Here is a 16,703-nt window from a genome sequence, read left to right as displayed (position 1 = left end):
GGGTTTCTTGTCGTTGGAGGAAGCGGCTGCGTCACCCGACCCGGGCCCCGCAGCGCCCCGCCATGGTAGGCGGCGGAAAACGGCAGAATGCCGACACCCTGCCAACCTCTGTCGAGAACATGCCAGATCTTGCAACGCCTGCCGAAGCGGCCCCGGCCGCGGCCTTCCCCGCCCGGAAACGGCGCTCGTCCGGCACGCGCCATGTGCTCTCCGCGACGGCCCCGGCCGCCCTCGCCCACAGCGTGGGCCCGCTCACGCCGCACCTCTACGCACCCGACGCCGTGCGGCCATTGCGGGCCAAGGAGCATTTCCTCTCGGCCGACACCCAGGTCGAGCCCCACACCCATCCCTGGCCGCAGCTCACCTTCTCCACCCGCGGCGTGATCCGGCTCTCGACGCGGGATGGCAGCTACATCATCCCGCCCTCGCGCGCGCTCTGGGTGCCGGCCGATGTGCCGCACAGCATCACGCTGGTGGAAGATGCCGAGCTGCGCACCGTCTACCTGCACCGCTGGCTGGGCCCGGACTGGGCGCGCTGCGAGGTGCTGGAGATCAGCCCGCTGCTGCGCGCCCTGATGCTGGCGCTGGACACCACGCCGGACGGCCTGCCGCCCGCCGACCCCGCCTCGCCGCAGCGCGAGCGCTGGATCGCCCCGCTGCTGGTGGACGAGCTGGAGCGCGCCCAGCAGATCCGCATCGACGTGCCGCTGCCGCAGGACAAGCGCCTGCGCCAGCTGTGCGAGGCGGTGCTGCGCGCGCCCGACGACCGCGCCACGCTGGCCGAGCGCGCCCGCGGCATCGGCGCCAGCGAGCGCACCGTCGCGCGCCTGTTCCGCGACCAGCTGGGCATGAGCTGGCAGGCCTGGCGCCAGCAGGCGGTGCTGGCCCATGCGCTGCCGCTGCTGGCCCGCGGCATGGCCGTGAGCCAGGTGGCCGACGCCTGCGGCTATGCCACAGACAGCGCCTTCTGCGCCATGTTCAAGCAGGCGACGGGGAAGTCGCCGACGGCCTTCCAGCATCGGCGGCGCTGACCTCAGCGAAAGCCTCGATCAGGTACTCGACGCAGACCCGCACCTTGGCTGAGCTGGCGAGGCGCTCGGGGTAGACGGCCCAGACGTTGGCCTCCTGCCGCCATTCGGGCAGCAGCTGCACCAGTTGACCGTCGGCCAGCAGCGGTGCCACATCCCACAGCGAGCGCAGCACCACGCCGTGGCCGTCCACCGCCCACTGCACCGCCACCTCGCCATGATTGGACGACAGCGGGCCGGTCACCTTCACCGCCTCCTCCTGCGCGCCGGCGCGCAGCCGCCAGACGCCGAAGGGATGGTCGCGCTCCTTGATCACCAGGCAGTCGTGGCTGGCCAGGTCCTGCAGGGTGCGCGGCGGCTCGCGACGGGCCAGGTAGGCGGGCGCGGCGCACAGCACGCGGTGGTTGGACGCCAGCCGGCGGGCGATGAGGTGCGGCGCAATCTCGTCCCCCACGCGCACATCCACGTCGTAGCCTTCGGCGGCCACGTCCACCAGCCGGTCCAGCACCTCCAGCCGCACCTGCAGGCCCGGATGCCGGCGCGCCATGGCCGACAGCATCGGCGCCACCACCCGACGACCGAAACCGAAGCTGCTGCTGATGCGCAGCAGGCCCCGCGGCTCGCCACGGGTGACGGCCACCTCCTGCATCAGCTGCTCCACGTCGTCGAGCACGCGCTGCGCCCAATGGAAGACGCGCTCGCCCTGGTCGGTCACGCTCACGCGGCGCGTCGTGCGGTGCAGCAGGCGCACGCCCAGCGTCTCTTCCAGCACCCGGATGCGCTTGCTGACATAGGCGGTCGAGACGCCCAGTTGCTCGGCCGCCGCTGCAAAGCTGGACTGGCGGGCCACGATGAGGAAGACGCGCAGGTCTTCATTGGCGGGGATATTGCTCACGATTCGTGGCCAATGTCTTCACGGATGCAGGATTGTATGAATAGCGTGCGCAACGAGAATGCATGCCATTCCTTCCCTTCCCGCATCTGGAGACCCACCATGGCCGCAGGCACCCCAACCCGTCCCTTCCGCATCGCCGTCCTGCCCGGCGATGGCATCGGCAAGGAAGTCATGCCCGAGGGCCTGCGCGCCCTGGACGCTGCCGCACAGCGCTTCGGCATCGCCATCGAGTACAGCCACTTCGAATGGGCCAGCTGCGACTACTACGCCGCGCACGGAAAGATGATGCCGGACGACTGGAAGGCCCAGTTGCAAGGCATGGACGCCCTGTTCTTCGGCGCCGTGGGCTGGCCGGCCACCGTGCCGGACCATGTGTCGCTGTGGGGTTCGCTGCTGAAGTTCCGCCGCGAGTTCGACCAGTACGTGAACCTGCGCCCGGTGCGCCTGTTCGAGGGCGTGCCCTGCCCGCTGGCCGGCCGCAAGCCGGGCGACATCGATTACTTCGTGGTGCGCGAGAACACCGAAGGCGAATACACCTCGCTGGGCGGCGTGATGTACGAGGGCACGGAGCGCGAGATGGTGATCCAGGAGTCGGTCTACTCCCGCGTCGGCGCGCAGCGGCTGCTCAAGTTCGCCTTCGAATTGGCGCAGTCGCGGCCCCGCAAGCACGTCACCCTGGCCACCAAGAGCAACGGCATCGCCATCAGCATGCCCTGGTGGGACAAGCAGGCCGACGAGGTGAAGAAGGCCTATCCGGAGGTGGCGCTGGACAAGCAGCACATCGACATCCTGTCCGCGCGCTTCGTGCTGCAGCCGGGCCGCTTCGATGTGGTGGCGGCCACCAACCTGTTCGGCGACATCCTGTCGGACCTTGGCCCGGCCACCACCGGCACCATCGGCCTGGCGCCCTCGGGCAACCTGAACCCGGACCGCACCTTCCCCTCGCTGTTCGAGCCGGTGCACGGCTCGGCGCCGGACATCTATGGCAAGAACATCGCCAACCCGATCGCCATGATCTGGTCGGGCGCGATGATGCTGGACTTCCTGGGCCGCGGCGAAGGCGCCTGCCGGCAGGCCCACGACGCCATCCTGGCGGCCATCGAGGCGGTTTTGCGCGAAGGCCCGCGCACCCCCGACCTGGGCGGGCAGGCCAGCACGACGGAACTGGGCGAGGCCGTGGCGCGACACATCGCGGGCTGATGCATGAGTTCCTCTCCCCCGCGCGGGAGAGGGCGCCAGAAGGAGTGCCGCGGCCGATCCAGGCCCGTTACAGCGCGTTCCGGGCACTTTTCGCCGCTGTCACACTCCGTCCTCTCCGATGACAGCAGGACATTCTTCCCTTCCCCGCCGCGCCAGCATCCGCGGGTGGTGGCCCATCGCCGCCCTCGGCCTCGCGGCCCTCGCCGGTTGCGGCAGCGCGCCCCGCACGCCCGCAGCCGCGGCCAGCGCCGCGCCCAGTGCCACGGCCTCTCCCGCACCCACCGGCAGTGGCGCCCCCGCCCCCATCCGCATCGGCATCGCCCTCGGCGGCGGAGCCGCCAAAGGCTTTGCGCATATCGGCGTGATCAAGATGCTGGAGGCCAACGGCCTCGCACCCGCCGTGGTGGCCGGCACCAGCGCCGGCAGCGTGGTCGGCGCGCTGTATGCCAGCGGCATGAACGCCTTCGAGCTGCAGCAGAAGGCCGTCGCACTCGACGAAGCCAGCATCCGCGACCTGCAGTTCTCGTCCGGCGGCCTGGTGCTGGGCCAGAAGCTGGAGGACTACGTCAACGCCCAGGTTCACAACAAGCCCTTGGAGCAGTTGGCCAAGCCCTTCGTGGCCGTGGCCACGCGGCTGGAGGACGGCGAGCGCACCGTCTTCGCCCGCGGCAACACCGGCCAGGCGGTGCGGGCTTCCAGCAGCGTTCCGGGCGTGTTCCAGCCGGTGGCCATCGGCAAGTACCACTATGTCGACGGCGGCGTGGTCAGCCCCGTGCCCGTGGATGCGGCCCGGCAACTCGGCGCGGACGTCGTCATCGCCGTCGACATCTCCAGCAAGGCCCGTGGGCGTGCGCCGGGCGACCTGCTGGGCACCGTGGGCCAGTCGATCGCCATCATGGGCCAAAAGCTGGGCCATGCCGAGCTGGCCAGGGCGGACGTGACCATCCGGCCGGCCGTGCTGGACATCGGCGCCGCCGACTTCACCCAGCGGGCCAATGCCATCCTCGAAGGCGAGAAGGCGGCCCTGGCCGCCATGCCCCGCATCAAGGAGCGCGTGGCGCAGTTGCAGGCGCAGCGCGCACAGGCCGCCCAGCAGGCACAGGCCCAGGCGGCGCAGGCCCGGCAGAAGAGCTGCCTGGAGCAGCGCTCCAGCTGGCGCAAGCTGGCCGGCGTGGCCGGACTCGACGACAGCTGCACGGCGCCCTGAGCAGCCGCGCTGCGCAGGCAGCGGCCGACACCCGGATGACGCCGATCTGCAGGCCAGTGGGCGGACAATCGCGCGCCACCGTCGCCTGAGCACGGTGCCCGCTTCATGACTGCACCTGCCGATCCCGACCTCCCCGACTCCCCCTCGCCAGCCTTCCAACCCACAGGCCGGGCCCGCGTCCTGAAGCAGTGGCTGCCCTTCCTGAACTGGCCCCGCCCCACGCGCGGTCTGTTGGTCAGCGAGGCGCTGGCGGGCATCACGGTGGCCCTGATGGTGATCCCGCAGGGCGTGGCCTATGCGGCGCTGGCAGGCATGCCGCTGGTCACGGGCATCTATGCGGCGCTGCTGCCGGCACTGATCGCGGTGCTGTTCAGCTCGTCGGCGCGGCTGTCGGTGGGGCCCACCGCGCTGACCAGCCTGCTGGTGGGCGCGACGCTGGCGCCCATGGCCGTGCCGGGCAGCGCCGAATGGGTGTCGCTGGCGGTGTGGCTCACCCTGCTGTCGGGCGCGATGCAGATCCTGCTGGGCGCGGCGCGCTTCGGCTGGCTGCTGCGGCTGGTCAATTCCCCGGTGCTGATGGGCTTCACCCAGGGCGCGGCGGTGCTGATCACGCTGTCGCAGCTGCCGGCGCTGCTGGGCTACACCGGCCGCACGCCGCTGCAGGTGATGCAGGGCCCGCCGCCGGACTTCATCGCCATCGGTTTCGGCCTGGGCAGCATGGCGCTGCTGTTCTTCGGCAAGCGCTTGTCGCCGCGCATGCCGACGACCATGCTGCTGGTGGCCGGCACCGCCTTGATCAGTGCACTGCTGGGCTATGCGCTGGGCGGCGGCGCCGTGGTCGGCCAGTTGCCAGGCGGCCTGCCCGGCTTCTACCTGCCACAGGCGCCGGGCTGGCACGAACTGGGCACGCTGCTGCTGCCGGCCTTCCTGATCACGCTGGTGAGCTTTCTGGAGACGGCCTCCAGCGCCAAGGTGGACAACGCCCGCGCGGGCAAGCTCTGGAACGAGAACCAGGATCTGATCGGCCAGGGCCTGGCCAAGGTGGCCTCCGGTCTCACCGGCAGCTTTCCGACCAGCTCGTCCTTCTCGCGCTCGGCCATCACGCTGTACGCCGGCGCGCAGACGCAGTGGGCCACGCTCTTCAACGTGGCGGTGGTGGCGGTGGCGCTGCTGTGGGCCATGCCGCTGCTCTACCACGTGCCGCAGGCCGTTCTGGCGGCCATTGTGGCGACGGCCACCATCGGGCTGCTCAAGCCGCGGTCCTTCGTGCAGCTGTGGCGCATCTCGCGCATCGAGGCTGGCATCGCCTTCGGCACCTTTGTGCTGACCATCGCGACGGCGCCGTCCATCTACTGGGGCGTGCTGGGCGGGCTGCTGGCGGCGCTGTCGCACTACATGTACCGCCACCTGCACCCGCGCATCATCGAGGTGGGACTGCACGCGGACGGCAGCCTGCGCGACCGTCACCTGTGGCACCTGCCGCCGCTGGCACCCGACCTGTATGCGCTGCGCATGGATGCGGAGCTGGACTTCGCCTCGGCCAGCACACTGGAACGCCACATCACCGAGGCGCTCGCGCGTCATCCGGCCCTGCGCCACGTGTGCCTGTTCGCCCAGCCCATCAACCGCGTGGACCTGACCGGCGCGGAAGTCTTCGGCAGCATCCGCCGGCTGCTGGAAAGCCGCGGCGTGATGCTGCACCTCTCGGGCCTCAAGCTGCCCGCGCAGCAGGTGCTGGAGCGCGCCGGTCTGCTCGCCCCGGGGCCATTGTTCGCGCAGTACCGCACGGACGCAGAGGCACTGTCGACACTGGGCCGAGTTCCGCCCTCCTGAATGCCGGGCCGCGGGCAAGGCCCGGGCGTCAGACATGAACGCGTGACGCCCTGGTGCGGCGCGTCACGCGGCCGTCATCAACGCTGCCTATGGTCGGCTTCCCTTTTCTGGACGCCACTAGGCACGACAACATGCGTCTTCCTCCCCTGGCCACTGGCGCGGCCTCGGCCCTGGCCCTCCTGCTTGCCGCGTGCGGCGGCGGGCACGACAACGTCACCTTCAATGCAGCCGGCAGCACGGCCGCCACAGCCAGCGCAGCCACGCCCGGACAGAGCGCCGGCCCCGTCAGCACCTCCGGCGTGGTGGTCGGCAGCTACTTCCGCAATGCCAAGGTGTGCGTGGACACCAATGCCAACCTGCACTGCGACGAGGGCGAGCCCGTGGCAATCACGGACAACGATGGCCGCTTTGTCCTTGCCGGGCAGGGCGCGGTGGTCGCGGAGCTCGGCACCGCCACCATCGAGTACGACCCGAGCACCGGTACTGCCACACCTGTCGCGCAGCGGCTGGTGCTGCGCGCGCCGAAGGAGGCACCCGGTGTGGTTTCCGCCCTGTCCACCTCGGTCGTGGCCGAGATGGAAACCGGAATGGACTTTGCCGCCGCCGTGGCCAAAGTGGCCCTGGCCACCGGCGTGCCGGCGGCGAAGCTGCTGACGGACTTCAACCATGAAGCGGATGCCACGGACAAGGCGGCACTCCAGGCCGGCTCGGACGACACGCTGACCCGGATCGGACATGCACTCGCCGAGGCGGACACCAACGCCGACCTGCGCACCACGCTGGCCGCTGCCGCCCTGACCGATCGCTTCTACCAGACAAAGGCACCCTACCGTCCCCAGCAGGACGTCTCCACCTACGAAGCACCGCCGGCCGGCTTCAGTGCGGTCGCGGTGCAGATGGTGGCGCGGCACGGCTCGCGCGGCCTGTCCAGCCTCAAGTACGACCTGGCCGTCTACAACATGTGGGCCAAGGCGAAGGCCGACGGCGCGCTGACGCCGCTGGGCCAGCAGCTGGGCGCGGATGTGCTGGCCATCATGAAGGCCAACTTCCTGCTCGGTTACGGCGTGGCCGGCATTTCCACGCCTGGCTACGGCAACGAGACGCAGGCGGGCATCCAGGAGCACACGCTCCTTGCAAAGCGAATGCTGCAACGGCAAAGCGCACTCTGGAAGCAGGTGGGCGATGCCGCCAGCAGCGCACCGCGCCAGATCGTCACCGTCACCTCGGGCGTCGACCGGGCCGTGGACAGCGGCAACTTCTTCGTGCAGTCCCTCAAGAGCGCACAACCCGCACTCGCCAGCCTGGTGAGCTACCCGCCGGCACCAGCGCCCTATCCGGACAACGGCAATGCGGTTGCACAGCCGGCCGGCACCGACCGCTTCCTGCTGTACTTCCACAAGCTGGTCAAGGCCACAGACCTGGTGAGCAACACGGCCGACCCGCGCTACGTCACTTATCAGGACAGCCAGACCTACCAGAAGTACAAGTCGTCGGATGCCGACCTGCTGGCCAAGCAGGCGGGGCTGTTCTCCAGCGACGCGGCCCGTTCGGCAGGCCGCACGCTGCTGCTGCGCCTGTTCACCGCGGCCTTCGTCGACAAGATCGACAACGGCAGCTACAGCTTCGCCAACACTGGGAGCTACACCTACACCAGCAGCGACGGCAAGTTCAGCAGCACGCTGTCGGGCGACGGCAAGACCACCATCAAGACACTGGGCGATGCCGGCGCTCTGCTCTACGAGCTCTACGTCATTGCACCTGCCATGAAAGCCGAGGCGGGCGTGGACTTCACGCCCTACATGCCGGCGGCGCAGGCCAAGTTCTTCGCCGAGGCCAACGACACCTCCGACTTCTACGACAAGGGCCCCGGCATCACGGAGAAGGGCGAGGCCACCTACAAGATGGCCCAGATCCTGGTGGACGACCTGTTCAACGAGGTGGACGCCATCGCTCGCGGTGACCTGTCGCATGCGGCCAAGCTGCGCTTCGCCCATGCCGAGATCATGATTCCCTTCGCCTCGCGCATGGGTCTGAAGAACGTGCTGCAGCAGGTGCCGGTGGCACAGACCTACGGCTGGACGAACAACCCATGGCGCGGCGAATACGTGTCGCCCATGGCCGCCAACATGCAATGGGACGTGTACCGCAACAGCGCCGGCGCGCTGCTGGTGAAGATGCTCTACAACGAGCGCGAGACCGACTTCAAGGCCGGCTGCGACGGCGCCCGGGCAGCGGGCACGCAGCACTTCTACGACTGGGAAAAGCTCAAGGCCTGCTACGGCCATGTGGCCAAGGCGCCCTGACCAAGGCACCCGGCCTCGTTCATCGCAGCCCGACGGCCAGCCGCAGTCCCAGGCCGACCAGCACAAAGCCCGCCAGCCGTGCCGCCAGCCGGCGCGCGGCCGGCCGATGGACGAGCCGCCGCGCCACCTGGCGACCCAGCAGCACCAGCAGTCCCTGCCAGAACAGGCTCAGCACGGTCACGTGCAGCATCATGAGCGGCAGGGTGGCCGCCGAGGCGCCCGGCGCGATGAAGAGCGGGAAGAAGGCCACGAAGAACAGCATCACCTTGGGATTGGCCAGGCTGATGGCGAAGGCCCGCCAGGCATACGCGCGCGGGCTGCGTGGCACCTCGGTCGCGGTGGCCGTCACGCAAGCGGTCGAACGCAGCATGCCGCAGCCCATCCACAGCAGATAGCCCGCGCCCACCCACTGCAGGGCACCGAAGAGCGCCGGACTCGCCTGCAGCAGCGCAGCAAGCCCCAGTGCGGCGCCGGCCATGAACAGCGCGTCGCCCGCCAACGTGCCCCCCACGCAGGCCATGCCGGCACGCACCCCGCCGCGCGCAGTGGCGTCGAGGATGGCGACGGTGCCCGCGCCCGGGACGGCCTGGAAAATCAGGATGGCGATGAGGAAGCTGCCGTAGTTCTGGATGTCGGCCATGGGAATCTCCGAGTCGGGTCGACAACGATCATCCGACGTCGGCGTCGGCAGTCCCAGCCGATATTTCCGGCACCAGGTTTGATTTCGCACTCCTTTTACGGCCCAATGCACCGATGGCCAGAACATCCACCGACCCGCTCGACGACACCGCCTGGCTGCTGCTCGGCGCCTTGCAGCAGGAAGGCCGCGCGCCGCTGAAGAGCCTGGCCGAGCAGGCCGGCCTTTCCGTCGCCGCCACGGCGGAACGGCTCAGGCGCCTGCAGGAGTCCGGCGTGGTGCGACGCATCGGCGCCGAGCTGGAGCCGGCGCTCGCTGGCTACCCGGTCAAGGCGATGGTGGGCATCACGGTCCATCAGCCGGGCAAGAAGGCCTTCCTGGAGCGGCTGCGCACCGCCGCGGAAGTGCTGGAGTGCCATCACGTGGCGGGCGCCGACTCCTACCTGATGACCGTGGTCGCGCCCAGCCTGCCCGAGCTCGAACGCTTCCTGGGCACGATCAACGGCTATGGCGAGACGCGGACCTCGATCGTGTTCTCCACGCCCATCGAGCGCCGCGGCCTGGTGCCGGTGGGCAGCCGGCGCGCGTGACCGATCCGCGGCAGGCGAACCATGGCGGCGTCCCTGTCCAGTGCGCCGCCTGCGAAAGCTACGAGGCGCTGCCCTGGAGGCCCCGGGCCACGTCGGGCCAGGCCAGCCGCACCCGCAGTTCCTGCTTGAGCCGCCGGTTTCGCAGCCGCCGCGACTCACTCATGAAGCTCATCTGCATGGGCGACAGCTGCGCGACCGCCTCGGTACGCGACAGCCGCGGCGGCCGGGGCAGGCCGAAGAGGTCTGCCGCCAGGTCGAAGTACTCGCCCATGCGCAACTGCGTGTCGTCGCTCGCGTGGTAGACGCGCTGCGGCCGGCCCCGGAAGAGCGCGGCAATGCAGGCGCGCGCCAGGTCGTCGGCATGGATGTGGTTCGTGTAGACGTCGTCTTCCGCGCGCAGGGCGGGCGTGCCGCGCAGCAGGCGCTCGCGCGGCGTGCCCGCTGGCCGGTCGGGCGCATAGATGCCCGGGATGCGCAGGATGCTGGCGCGCAGGCCGCGCGTGCCGGCCTCGCGCACCGCACGTTCCGCATCGACGCGACGCCGGCCGCGTGCCGTGGCGGGCGCGACCGGACGGGTCTCGTCGATCCAGTCACCGCCGCAATCGCCGTACACGCCGGTGGTGGAGCCGTAGACCAGCACGTCCGGCGCGGCCACCGCGCCGCTTCGGGCCAACGCCTGCAGCAGCGCGCGGGTGCGGCTGTCGCGGTCGTCACCCGCCCCGGACTCGCGCGGCGGCGGCGCCAAATGGAGCACACGGGGCGCCAGCCCAGCCAGGCGGCGCAGCGTGGCAGGCCGGTCCAGGTCGCCCACCAGCGGAACGGCGCCCGCCGCGCGCAGGGCCGGCACCCGCTCGGGCGAGGAGGTCAGTGCCAGCACGCGCATCCGCCCGCCGAGCTGGCGCAGCGCCCGCTGGCCCACGTCGCCGCAGCCGACGACGAGCAGCCGCATGCGGCGGAAGCGCGCCGGCAGCGCACCGAGGGGAAGACGGTTTGAAGGCAAAATCGAACGCTTTCCGCAGTCTTGACCGGCCGCGCCCGCCCCACGCGGCGCCAGCGCCGGCACAACCCCCGAAGAATACCCACCCATGTCCGACACCGTGTTCTCCGTGAGCGTGGAGCCCAGTGGCCGCCGCTTCGACGCCGAGGCCGGCGAATCCATCCTGTCCGCCGGCATCCGCCAGGGCATCGGCCTGCCCTATGGCTGCAAGGACGGCGCCTGCGGCTCCTGCAAGTGCAAGAAGCTCTCGGGCGAAGTGACGATGGAGGCCTACCAGTCCAAGGCCCTCAGCGCCGAGGAGGCCGCCGCCGGCTACATCCTCACCTGCCGCGCCCATGCCACCAGCGACGTGGTGCTCGAATCGCGTCAGGTGGTCGATGCCGACGCCTTCCCCATCCGCAAGATGCCCGTGCGGGTGCAGACACTGGTGCGCCTGTCGCACGACGTGATGCAGTTGCGCCTGCAGTTGCCGGCCGGCGAGCCGATGAAGTTCCATGCCGGGCAGTACGTCGAATTCCTGCTGCGCGACGGCGCGCGGCGCAGCTACTCGATGGCCAATGCGCCGCACACGCTGGCCGAGCCGGGCACGGGCATCGAGCTGCACATCCGCCACATGCCGGGCGGCAAGTTCACCGACCATGTGTTCGGCGCGATGAAAGAGAAGGAGATCCTTCGCGTCGAAGGCCCCTACGGGAGCTTCTTCCTGCGCGAGGACAGCACCAAGCCCATCGTGCTGCTGGCGTCCGGCACCGGCTTCGCGCCCATCAAGGCGCTGATCGAGCACATGAAGTTCAAGCGCATCGAGCGCCCTGCCACGCTGTACTGGGGCGGTCGCCGTCCGCAGGACCTGTACATGGATGGCTGGATCCGCGAGCAACTGGCCGAGATGCCTCATCTGCGCTATGTGCCGGTGGTGAGCAATGCCGTGCCCGAGGACAACTGGACCGGCCGCACCGGCTTCGTCCACCAGGCAGTGCTCGAGGACACGCCCGACCTCTCCGGCCACCAGGTGTATGCCTGCGGCGCGCCGGTGGTCGTGCAGTCGGCACAGCGCGACTATGTGGCCCAGGGCGGATTGCCCGAAGACGAATTCTTCGCCGACGCCTTCACCTCCGAGGCGGACAAGGCTGCACCCTGAGCGCCTGCTCCGCCGCATGCCGCGCCTGCCGTCGACCGACGGCAGGCGGCCTTCCGATCCCAAGACAACCAGAGACACCATGACCCGCCTGATCACCCGACGCCCCGTGCTCTCCCTGCTGGCCGCCAGCGCCGCTCTGCCCTTCGCGGCGCGCGCCGACAGCCGGCCGATCCGCCTGGTGGTGCCCTATGCCGCGGGCGGTCCCATCGATGTGACCGCACGTGCCCTGGCCGAGCGGGCCAAGGACGCATTTGGCGGCCCGATCATCATCGACAACAAGCCGGGCGCGGGCGGCAACATCGGCGCCGACATGGTGGCCAAGGCGCAACCCGACGGCCTGACCATCGGCATCGCCGCCACGGCGACGAACGCGGTCAATCCCTGGCTCTACAGCCGCATGCCCTACAACGCGGCCACCGACTTCGCGCCCATCACCCAGATGGTGCGAGTGCCCAACGTGCTGGTGATGAATGCCGAGACGGCACAGCGCCTGAAGATCAACAGCCTCAAGGACCTGATCGCCTACGCCAAGGCCAACCCGGCCAAGCTGAACTACGGCAGCGGCGGCAACGGCAGCGCCGGCCACCTGGCGGGAGAGATGTTCAAGAAGGCGGCGGGCATCTTCGCCGTGCACATCCCCTACAACGGCGGCAATCCGGCCCAGTTGGCGCTGCTTAGTGGCCAGGTCGACTTCAACTTCGACAACTTGGCCACGGCCGCGCCCAACATCCGGGGCGGCAAGCTCAAGGCCCTGGCCGTGACCACGCTGCAGCGCAGCCCCTTCCTGCCGGAGGTGCCGCCGGTGGCGGACACGCTCAAGGGCTTTGCCATCGACACCTGGTGGGGCCTGGTGGCGCCGGCCGGCACGCCGCGCGACATGATCGACCGGCTGAACCAGGCCTTCGTCGGCGCGCTGAACGCGCCCGAGACCAAGACCCGCTTCGCCGCCCTCTTTGCCGAGCCGGTGCCGACCACACCGGAGCAGTTCGGTGCCTTCATGAAGAGCGAACTGGCCAAATACGAGCAGGTGGTGAAGGCCACGGGCGCGAAGGTGGACTGAGCGCCTGCCGCCGCCCCGGCGGTGCGCCTCCAAAGCAGAACGGGCCGGCGAAAGCGCGGCCCGTTTTCTTTTCCTGGCTGTAGCGGCCCACAGGGCCGCCTGCCACGTCACTCGCCCAGGTAGGCCGCGCGCACCTTGGGGTCGCTCAGCATCACCTTGGCGTCACCATCCATGGTGATCAGGCCCGACTCCATCACATAGCCACGGTCGGCGATCTGCAGCGCGCGACTGGCGTTCTGCTCCACCAGCAGCACCGTGACGCCCTGGTCGTAGACCTGCTTGACCACCTCGAAGATCTTGTCGCACATGATGGGCGACAGGCCCATGGTCGGCTCGTCCAGCAGCAGCACCTTGGGCCGCGCCATCAGCGCACGGCCCATCGCCAGCATCTGCTGCTCGCCGCCGGACATGGTGCCCGCCAGCTGCGTGGCGCGCTCCTTCAGCCGTGGGAACGTGGTGAAGACGCGGTCGATGTCCTGCGCGATGCCTGCCTTGTCGTTGCGCGTGTAGGCGCCGATCTGCAGGTTCTCGGTGATCGTCATGCGGGTGAACACGCCACGGCCTTCTGGCACCATCACCAGACCTTCCTTGACCAGGTCCCAGGCGCCACGGCCCTTGATGGACTTGCCCATGAACTCGATCTCGCCAGCCAGCGCCGGCAGCGTGCCGGTGATGGCCTTCATGGTGGTGGTCTTGCCGGCGCCGTTGGAGCCGATCAGCGAGACCAGCTCGCCTTCGCGCACCTCGAAGTCCACGCCCTTGACGGCCTGGATGCCGCCGTACGCGACCTTCAGGCCGCTCACTTTCAACAGAGTCTGTGCCATGCGCGGCCTTTCAGTGTCCACCGGTGCCGAGGTAGGCCTCGATCACCTTCTCGTTCTTCTGCACCTCGGCCGGCGTGCCTTCGGCGATCTGCTTGCCGTAGTCGAGCACCGTGACGCGGTCGCACAGGCCCATGATCAGCTTCACGTCGTGCTCGATGATGAGCACCGTCCGGTTGTCCTTGCGGATGCGGTCGATCAGTTCGCGCAACTGCACCTTTTCGGTGGCGTTCATGCCGGCGGCGGGTTCGTCCAGGGCAATAAGTTGCGGATCGGTCGCCAGCGCCCGGGCGATCTCGAGGCGGCGCTGGTCGCCGTAGCTCAGCGTGCGGGCCTTGAAGTCGGCGTACTTGCCCACGCCCACATAGTCGAGCAGCTCGCGTGCGCGATCGGCGATGGCCCGCTCCTCGGCCTTGAAGCCCGAGGTGCGGAAGATGGCGCCGAACACGCCCGAATGCGTGCGCACGTGGCGGCCGACCATCACGTTCTCCAGCGCCGTCATCTCGGCGAAGAGACGGATGTTCTGGAAGGTGCGCGCGATGCCGGCCTTGGCCACTTCGTGCACCGCCGTGGGCTGATAGGGCTTGCCCGCCAGCTCGAAGCTGCCGCTGTCCGGCGTGTACAGCCCGGTGATGACGTTGAAGAAGGTGGTCTTGCCCGCGCCGTTGGGGCCGATCAGGCCGTAGACCTGGCCGCGCTCGATGCGGATGCCCACGTCCGACAGGGCCTGCAGCCCGCCGAAGCGCTTGGAGATGCCCTTCACGTGAAGGATGGTGTCTGCCATGGGAGGAGTCCTTTCCGTCGGCTCAGGGGTTGATGGACATCGGCCGGCTGGCGCCACCAGGCACCTCTTCGGCCGGCGTGTCGATGCCAGGCGTGACAGCCTGGGCCGAGCCGGCGATCGGATCGGGCGCACGCGGCGTGGTCTTGAGCGACTTGCCATGCTCCGGCGACGGCCACAGGCCGCGCGGACGCACCAGCATGATCAGGATCATGGCCAGCGCGATGAAGAGCTGGCGCAGGATGGAGGCATCCAGCCGGCCATCGGTCATGTCCTGCAGCGGACCGGCCACATAGCGCAGCACCTCGGGCAGAGCCGCCAGCAGCACGGCGCCCAGGATCACGCCGGGCAGGTGGCCGATGCCGCCGAGCACCACCATCGAGACGATCATCACCGACTCCATCAGGCTGAAGGACTCGGGCGAGACGAAGCCCTGGAAGGCCGCGAACATGGCGCCCGAGACGCCGCCGAAGCTGGCACCCATGCCGAAGGCCAGCAGCTTCATGTTGCGGGTGTTGATGCCCATGGCCTTGGCGGCGATCTCGTCCTCGCGGATCGCCATCCAGCCGCGGCCCACGCGCGAGTTCTGCAGGCGGTGCGAAAGGATGACGGTGAAGATCACCAGGACCAGGAACAGGTAGTAGTACAGCGACACCGAAGAGATGGTGTAGTCGCCGATCTTCAGCGGCCGGCCCAGGTTCAGGCCGAAGATCTTGATCGGATCGATGCTGCTGATGCCCTTGGGACCGTTGGTGATGTTGTAGGGATGGTCCAGCGTGTTCATGAACACGCGGATGATTTCGCCGAAGCCCAGCGTCACGATGGCCAGGTAATCGCCGCGCAGCTTGAGCGTGGGCGCACCGAGCAGTGCGCCGAAGATGCCCGCCAGCACCAGCGCCGCCGGAATCACGAGGATCAGCGAGGTGTGGAAGCCATTCGGGAACATGGCCTGCAGCGCCGGGAAGGAATCGGTCAGCTGCGTGGAGCCGAGCAGCGCATACAGGTACGCGCCGATGGCGAAGAAGGCGACGTAGCCCAGGTCCAGCAGGCCGGCGTAGCCCACCACGATGTTCAGGCCCAGGGCCAGCATCACGTAGAGCAGCGCGATGTCGACGATGCGCACCCAGGCATTGCCCTGCGTCTGCAGCAGCAATGGGAAGGCCAGCAGCGCGACGGCGGCGATGAGGAATACGACGAGGTTCTTGGAATTCTTCATGGAGCCTCCTTGGCCGTCAGGCCCGGTCCGCCACGCGTTCGCCGAGCAGGCCGGACGGCCGCACGGTCAGCGTGATGATGAGGATGATGAAGGCGAAGATGTCGCTGTGCTGGCTGCCCAGCACGCCGCCGGTGACGTCGGACAGGTAGCCCGCGCCCACGGCTTCGATCACGCCGAGCAGCAGGCCACCCACCACGGCACCGGCCAGGTTGCCGATGCCGCCAAACACGGCCGCGGTGAAGGCCTTGAGGCCGGGAATGAAGCCCATGGCGTGCTGCGCGATGCCATAGTTGGAGGCATACATGACACCCGCGATGGCCGCCAGCACGGCACCGATGATGAAGGTGGCCGAGATGACCGTGTCGGGCCGGATGCCCATGAGCGCGGCCACCCGCGGGTTCTCGGCCGTGGCGCGCATGGCGCGGCCCAGGCGCGTGTAGTTGACCAACCAGGTCAGCACCGCCAGCGAGATGGCGGTGACCACCAGGATCATGATCTGCGTCGGCGAGATGGCCGCACCCGCGATGTGCACCGAGTCGCTGGGCAGCAGCGTCGGGTAGGCCTTGTTGGTGGGGCGCCAGATGATCATGGCCAGCGTCTGCAACAGGATCGACATGCCGATGGCCGTGATCAGCGGGGCCAATTTGGGACTGTTGCGCAGCGGCCGGTAGGCGACCTTCTCGATGGTGAAGTTGAGGGTGGCCGCCACCACGCAGGCGATCAGGGTGGCCAGGATCAGGATGATCCAGCCGGGGGTGCCCGGCATGGCCGACTGCATCCAGCCGATGATGGTCCAGCTGGTCAATGCGCCGACCATGAGGACCTCGCCGTGGGCGAAATTGATGAGGTTGATGATGCCGTACACCATGGTGTAGCCGAGGGCTATCAGGGCGTACATGCTGCCGAGAACCAGACCATTGATGATCTGCTGCAGCAATATTTCCATAAAGAGAGGTCCCTTTTGTTATGCGTCCCGGTGAGGACGCCTTCTGCCAAG

General features: G+C 69.0%; 15 protein-coding genes. 8 read left to right on the top strand and 7 right to left on the bottom strand.

Annotated elements, in window-relative coordinates; translation table 11 throughout:
- Nucleotides 1-119: 119 nt before the first annotated feature.
- Nucleotides 120-1,031: an AraC family transcriptional regulator gene (locus tag ABIC63_RS27310; protein ID WP_294370326.1), complete on the top strand. Its 912-nt coding sequence runs from the start codon at nt 120-122 to the stop codon at nt 1,029-1,031.
- Here ABIC63_RS27310 and ABIC63_RS27305 read toward each other — a convergent pair.
- Nucleotides 979-1,923, bottom strand: coding sequence for a LysR family transcriptional regulator (locus tag ABIC63_RS27305; protein ID WP_017758801.1), 945 nt, complete (start codon nt 1,921-1,923; stop codon nt 979-981). The genes ABIC63_RS27310 and ABIC63_RS27305 overlap by 53 nt on opposite strands.
- A gap of 99 nt (nt 1,924-2,022) precedes the next feature.
- Between ABIC63_RS27305 and ABIC63_RS27300 the strand changes: the two genes are divergently transcribed.
- The 4 genes from ABIC63_RS27300 to ABIC63_RS27285 all read left to right on the top strand — a co-directional run bounded on the left by ABIC63_RS27300 (nt 2,023) and on the right by ABIC63_RS27285 (nt 8,466).
- On the top strand, nt 2,023-3,123 hold the full coding sequence (locus tag ABIC63_RS27300; protein WP_354322066.1) for a tartrate dehydrogenase: 1,101 nt from the start codon (nt 2,023-2,025) through the stop codon (nt 3,121-3,123).
- A 118-nt stretch (nt 3,124-3,241) separates the two neighbouring features.
- Nucleotides 3,242-4,330, top strand: coding sequence for a patatin-like phospholipase family protein (locus ABIC63_RS27295; protein WP_354322065.1), 1,089 nt, complete (start codon nt 3,242-3,244; stop codon nt 4,328-4,330).
- Nucleotides 4,331-4,435: 105 nt separating this feature from the next.
- Complete coding sequence (locus ABIC63_RS27290) at nt 4,436-6,163, top strand: SulP family inorganic anion transporter (protein WP_354322064.1); 1,728 nt, start codon at nt 4,436-4,438, stop codon at nt 6,161-6,163.
- Nucleotides 6,164-6,810: 647 nt separating this feature from the next.
- On the top strand, nt 6,811-8,466 hold the full coding sequence (locus tag ABIC63_RS27285; protein WP_502935921.1) for a histidine-type phosphatase: 1,656 nt from the start codon (nt 6,811-6,813) through the stop codon (nt 8,464-8,466).
- Between the two features lie 19 nt (nt 8,467-8,485).
- On the opposite strand, the gene ABIC63_RS27280 is transcribed toward ABIC63_RS27285, so the two are convergent.
- The gene (locus ABIC63_RS27280) at nt 8,486-9,106 is read right to left on the bottom strand and encodes a LysE family translocator (protein WP_354322062.1); all 621 of its coding nucleotides are present in this window, start codon (nt 9,104-9,106) and stop codon (nt 8,486-8,488) included.
- A gap of 113 nt (nt 9,107-9,219) precedes the next feature.
- Here ABIC63_RS27280 and ABIC63_RS27275 point away from each other — a divergent pair, with 113 nt between their 5' ends.
- Nucleotides 9,220-9,693: an Lrp/AsnC family transcriptional regulator gene (locus ABIC63_RS27275; protein WP_294370335.1), complete on the top strand. Its 474-nt coding sequence runs from the start codon at nt 9,220-9,222 to the stop codon at nt 9,691-9,693.
- 58 nt (nt 9,694-9,751) lie between these two features.
- Here ABIC63_RS27275 and ABIC63_RS27270 read toward each other — a convergent pair whose 3' ends face one another.
- Entirely contained in the window at nt 9,752-10,693 is a 942-nt protein-coding gene (locus ABIC63_RS27270; RefSeq protein ID WP_354322061.1) for an SDR family oxidoreductase, read from the bottom strand.
- Nucleotides 10,694-10,778: 85 nt separating this feature from the next.
- On the opposite strand from ABIC63_RS27270, the gene ABIC63_RS27265 reads away from it, so the two are divergent.
- Nucleotides 10,779-11,828 (top strand): CDP-6-deoxy-delta-3,4-glucoseen reductase, encoded by a 1,050-nt coding sequence (locus tag ABIC63_RS27265; RefSeq protein ID WP_354322060.1) that lies wholly within the window; start codon nt 10,779-10,781, stop codon nt 11,826-11,828.
- A gap of 79 nt (nt 11,829-11,907) precedes the next feature.
- A complete protein-coding gene (locus ABIC63_RS27260; protein WP_476345686.1) occupies nt 11,908-12,888 on the top strand; it encodes a Bug family tripartite tricarboxylate transporter substrate binding protein in 981 nt (326 codons plus the stop codon).
- Between the two features lie 107 nt (nt 12,889-12,995).
- On the opposite strand, the gene ABIC63_RS27255 is transcribed toward ABIC63_RS27260, so the two are convergent.
- From ABIC63_RS27255 to ABIC63_RS27240, 4 genes are read right to left on the bottom strand one after another with little or no spacing between them, the layout of a single operon-like run.
- Nucleotides 12,996-13,712: an ABC transporter ATP-binding protein gene (locus ABIC63_RS27255; RefSeq protein WP_234194907.1), complete on the bottom strand. Its 717-nt coding sequence runs from the start codon at nt 13,710-13,712 to the stop codon at nt 12,996-12,998.
- 10 nt (nt 13,713-13,722) lie between these two features.
- Entirely contained in the window at nt 13,723-14,493 is a 771-nt protein-coding gene (locus ABIC63_RS27250) for an ABC transporter ATP-binding protein (protein WP_017757258.1), read from the bottom strand.
- Nucleotides 14,494-14,515: 22 nt separating this feature from the next.
- Entirely contained in the window at nt 14,516-15,706 is a 1,191-nt protein-coding gene (locus ABIC63_RS27245; protein WP_354322059.1) for a branched-chain amino acid ABC transporter permease, read from the bottom strand.
- 16 nt (nt 15,707-15,722) lie between these two features.
- Nucleotides 15,723-16,652: a branched-chain amino acid ABC transporter permease gene (locus tag ABIC63_RS27240; RefSeq protein ID WP_043118477.1), complete on the bottom strand. Its 930-nt coding sequence runs from the start codon at nt 16,650-16,652 to the stop codon at nt 15,723-15,725.
- Between the last annotated feature and the right edge of the window lie 51 nt (nt 16,653-16,703).

The sequence above is a fragment of the Pseudacidovorax sp. 1753 genome, from assembly GCF_040544975.1.
Classification (GTDB): Bacteria; Pseudomonadota; Gammaproteobacteria; order Burkholderiales; family Burkholderiaceae_C; genus Xenophilus.
The sequence above is the reverse complement of the archived record's forward strand: the minus strand, read 5'-3'. Positions and strand labels throughout refer to the sequence as shown.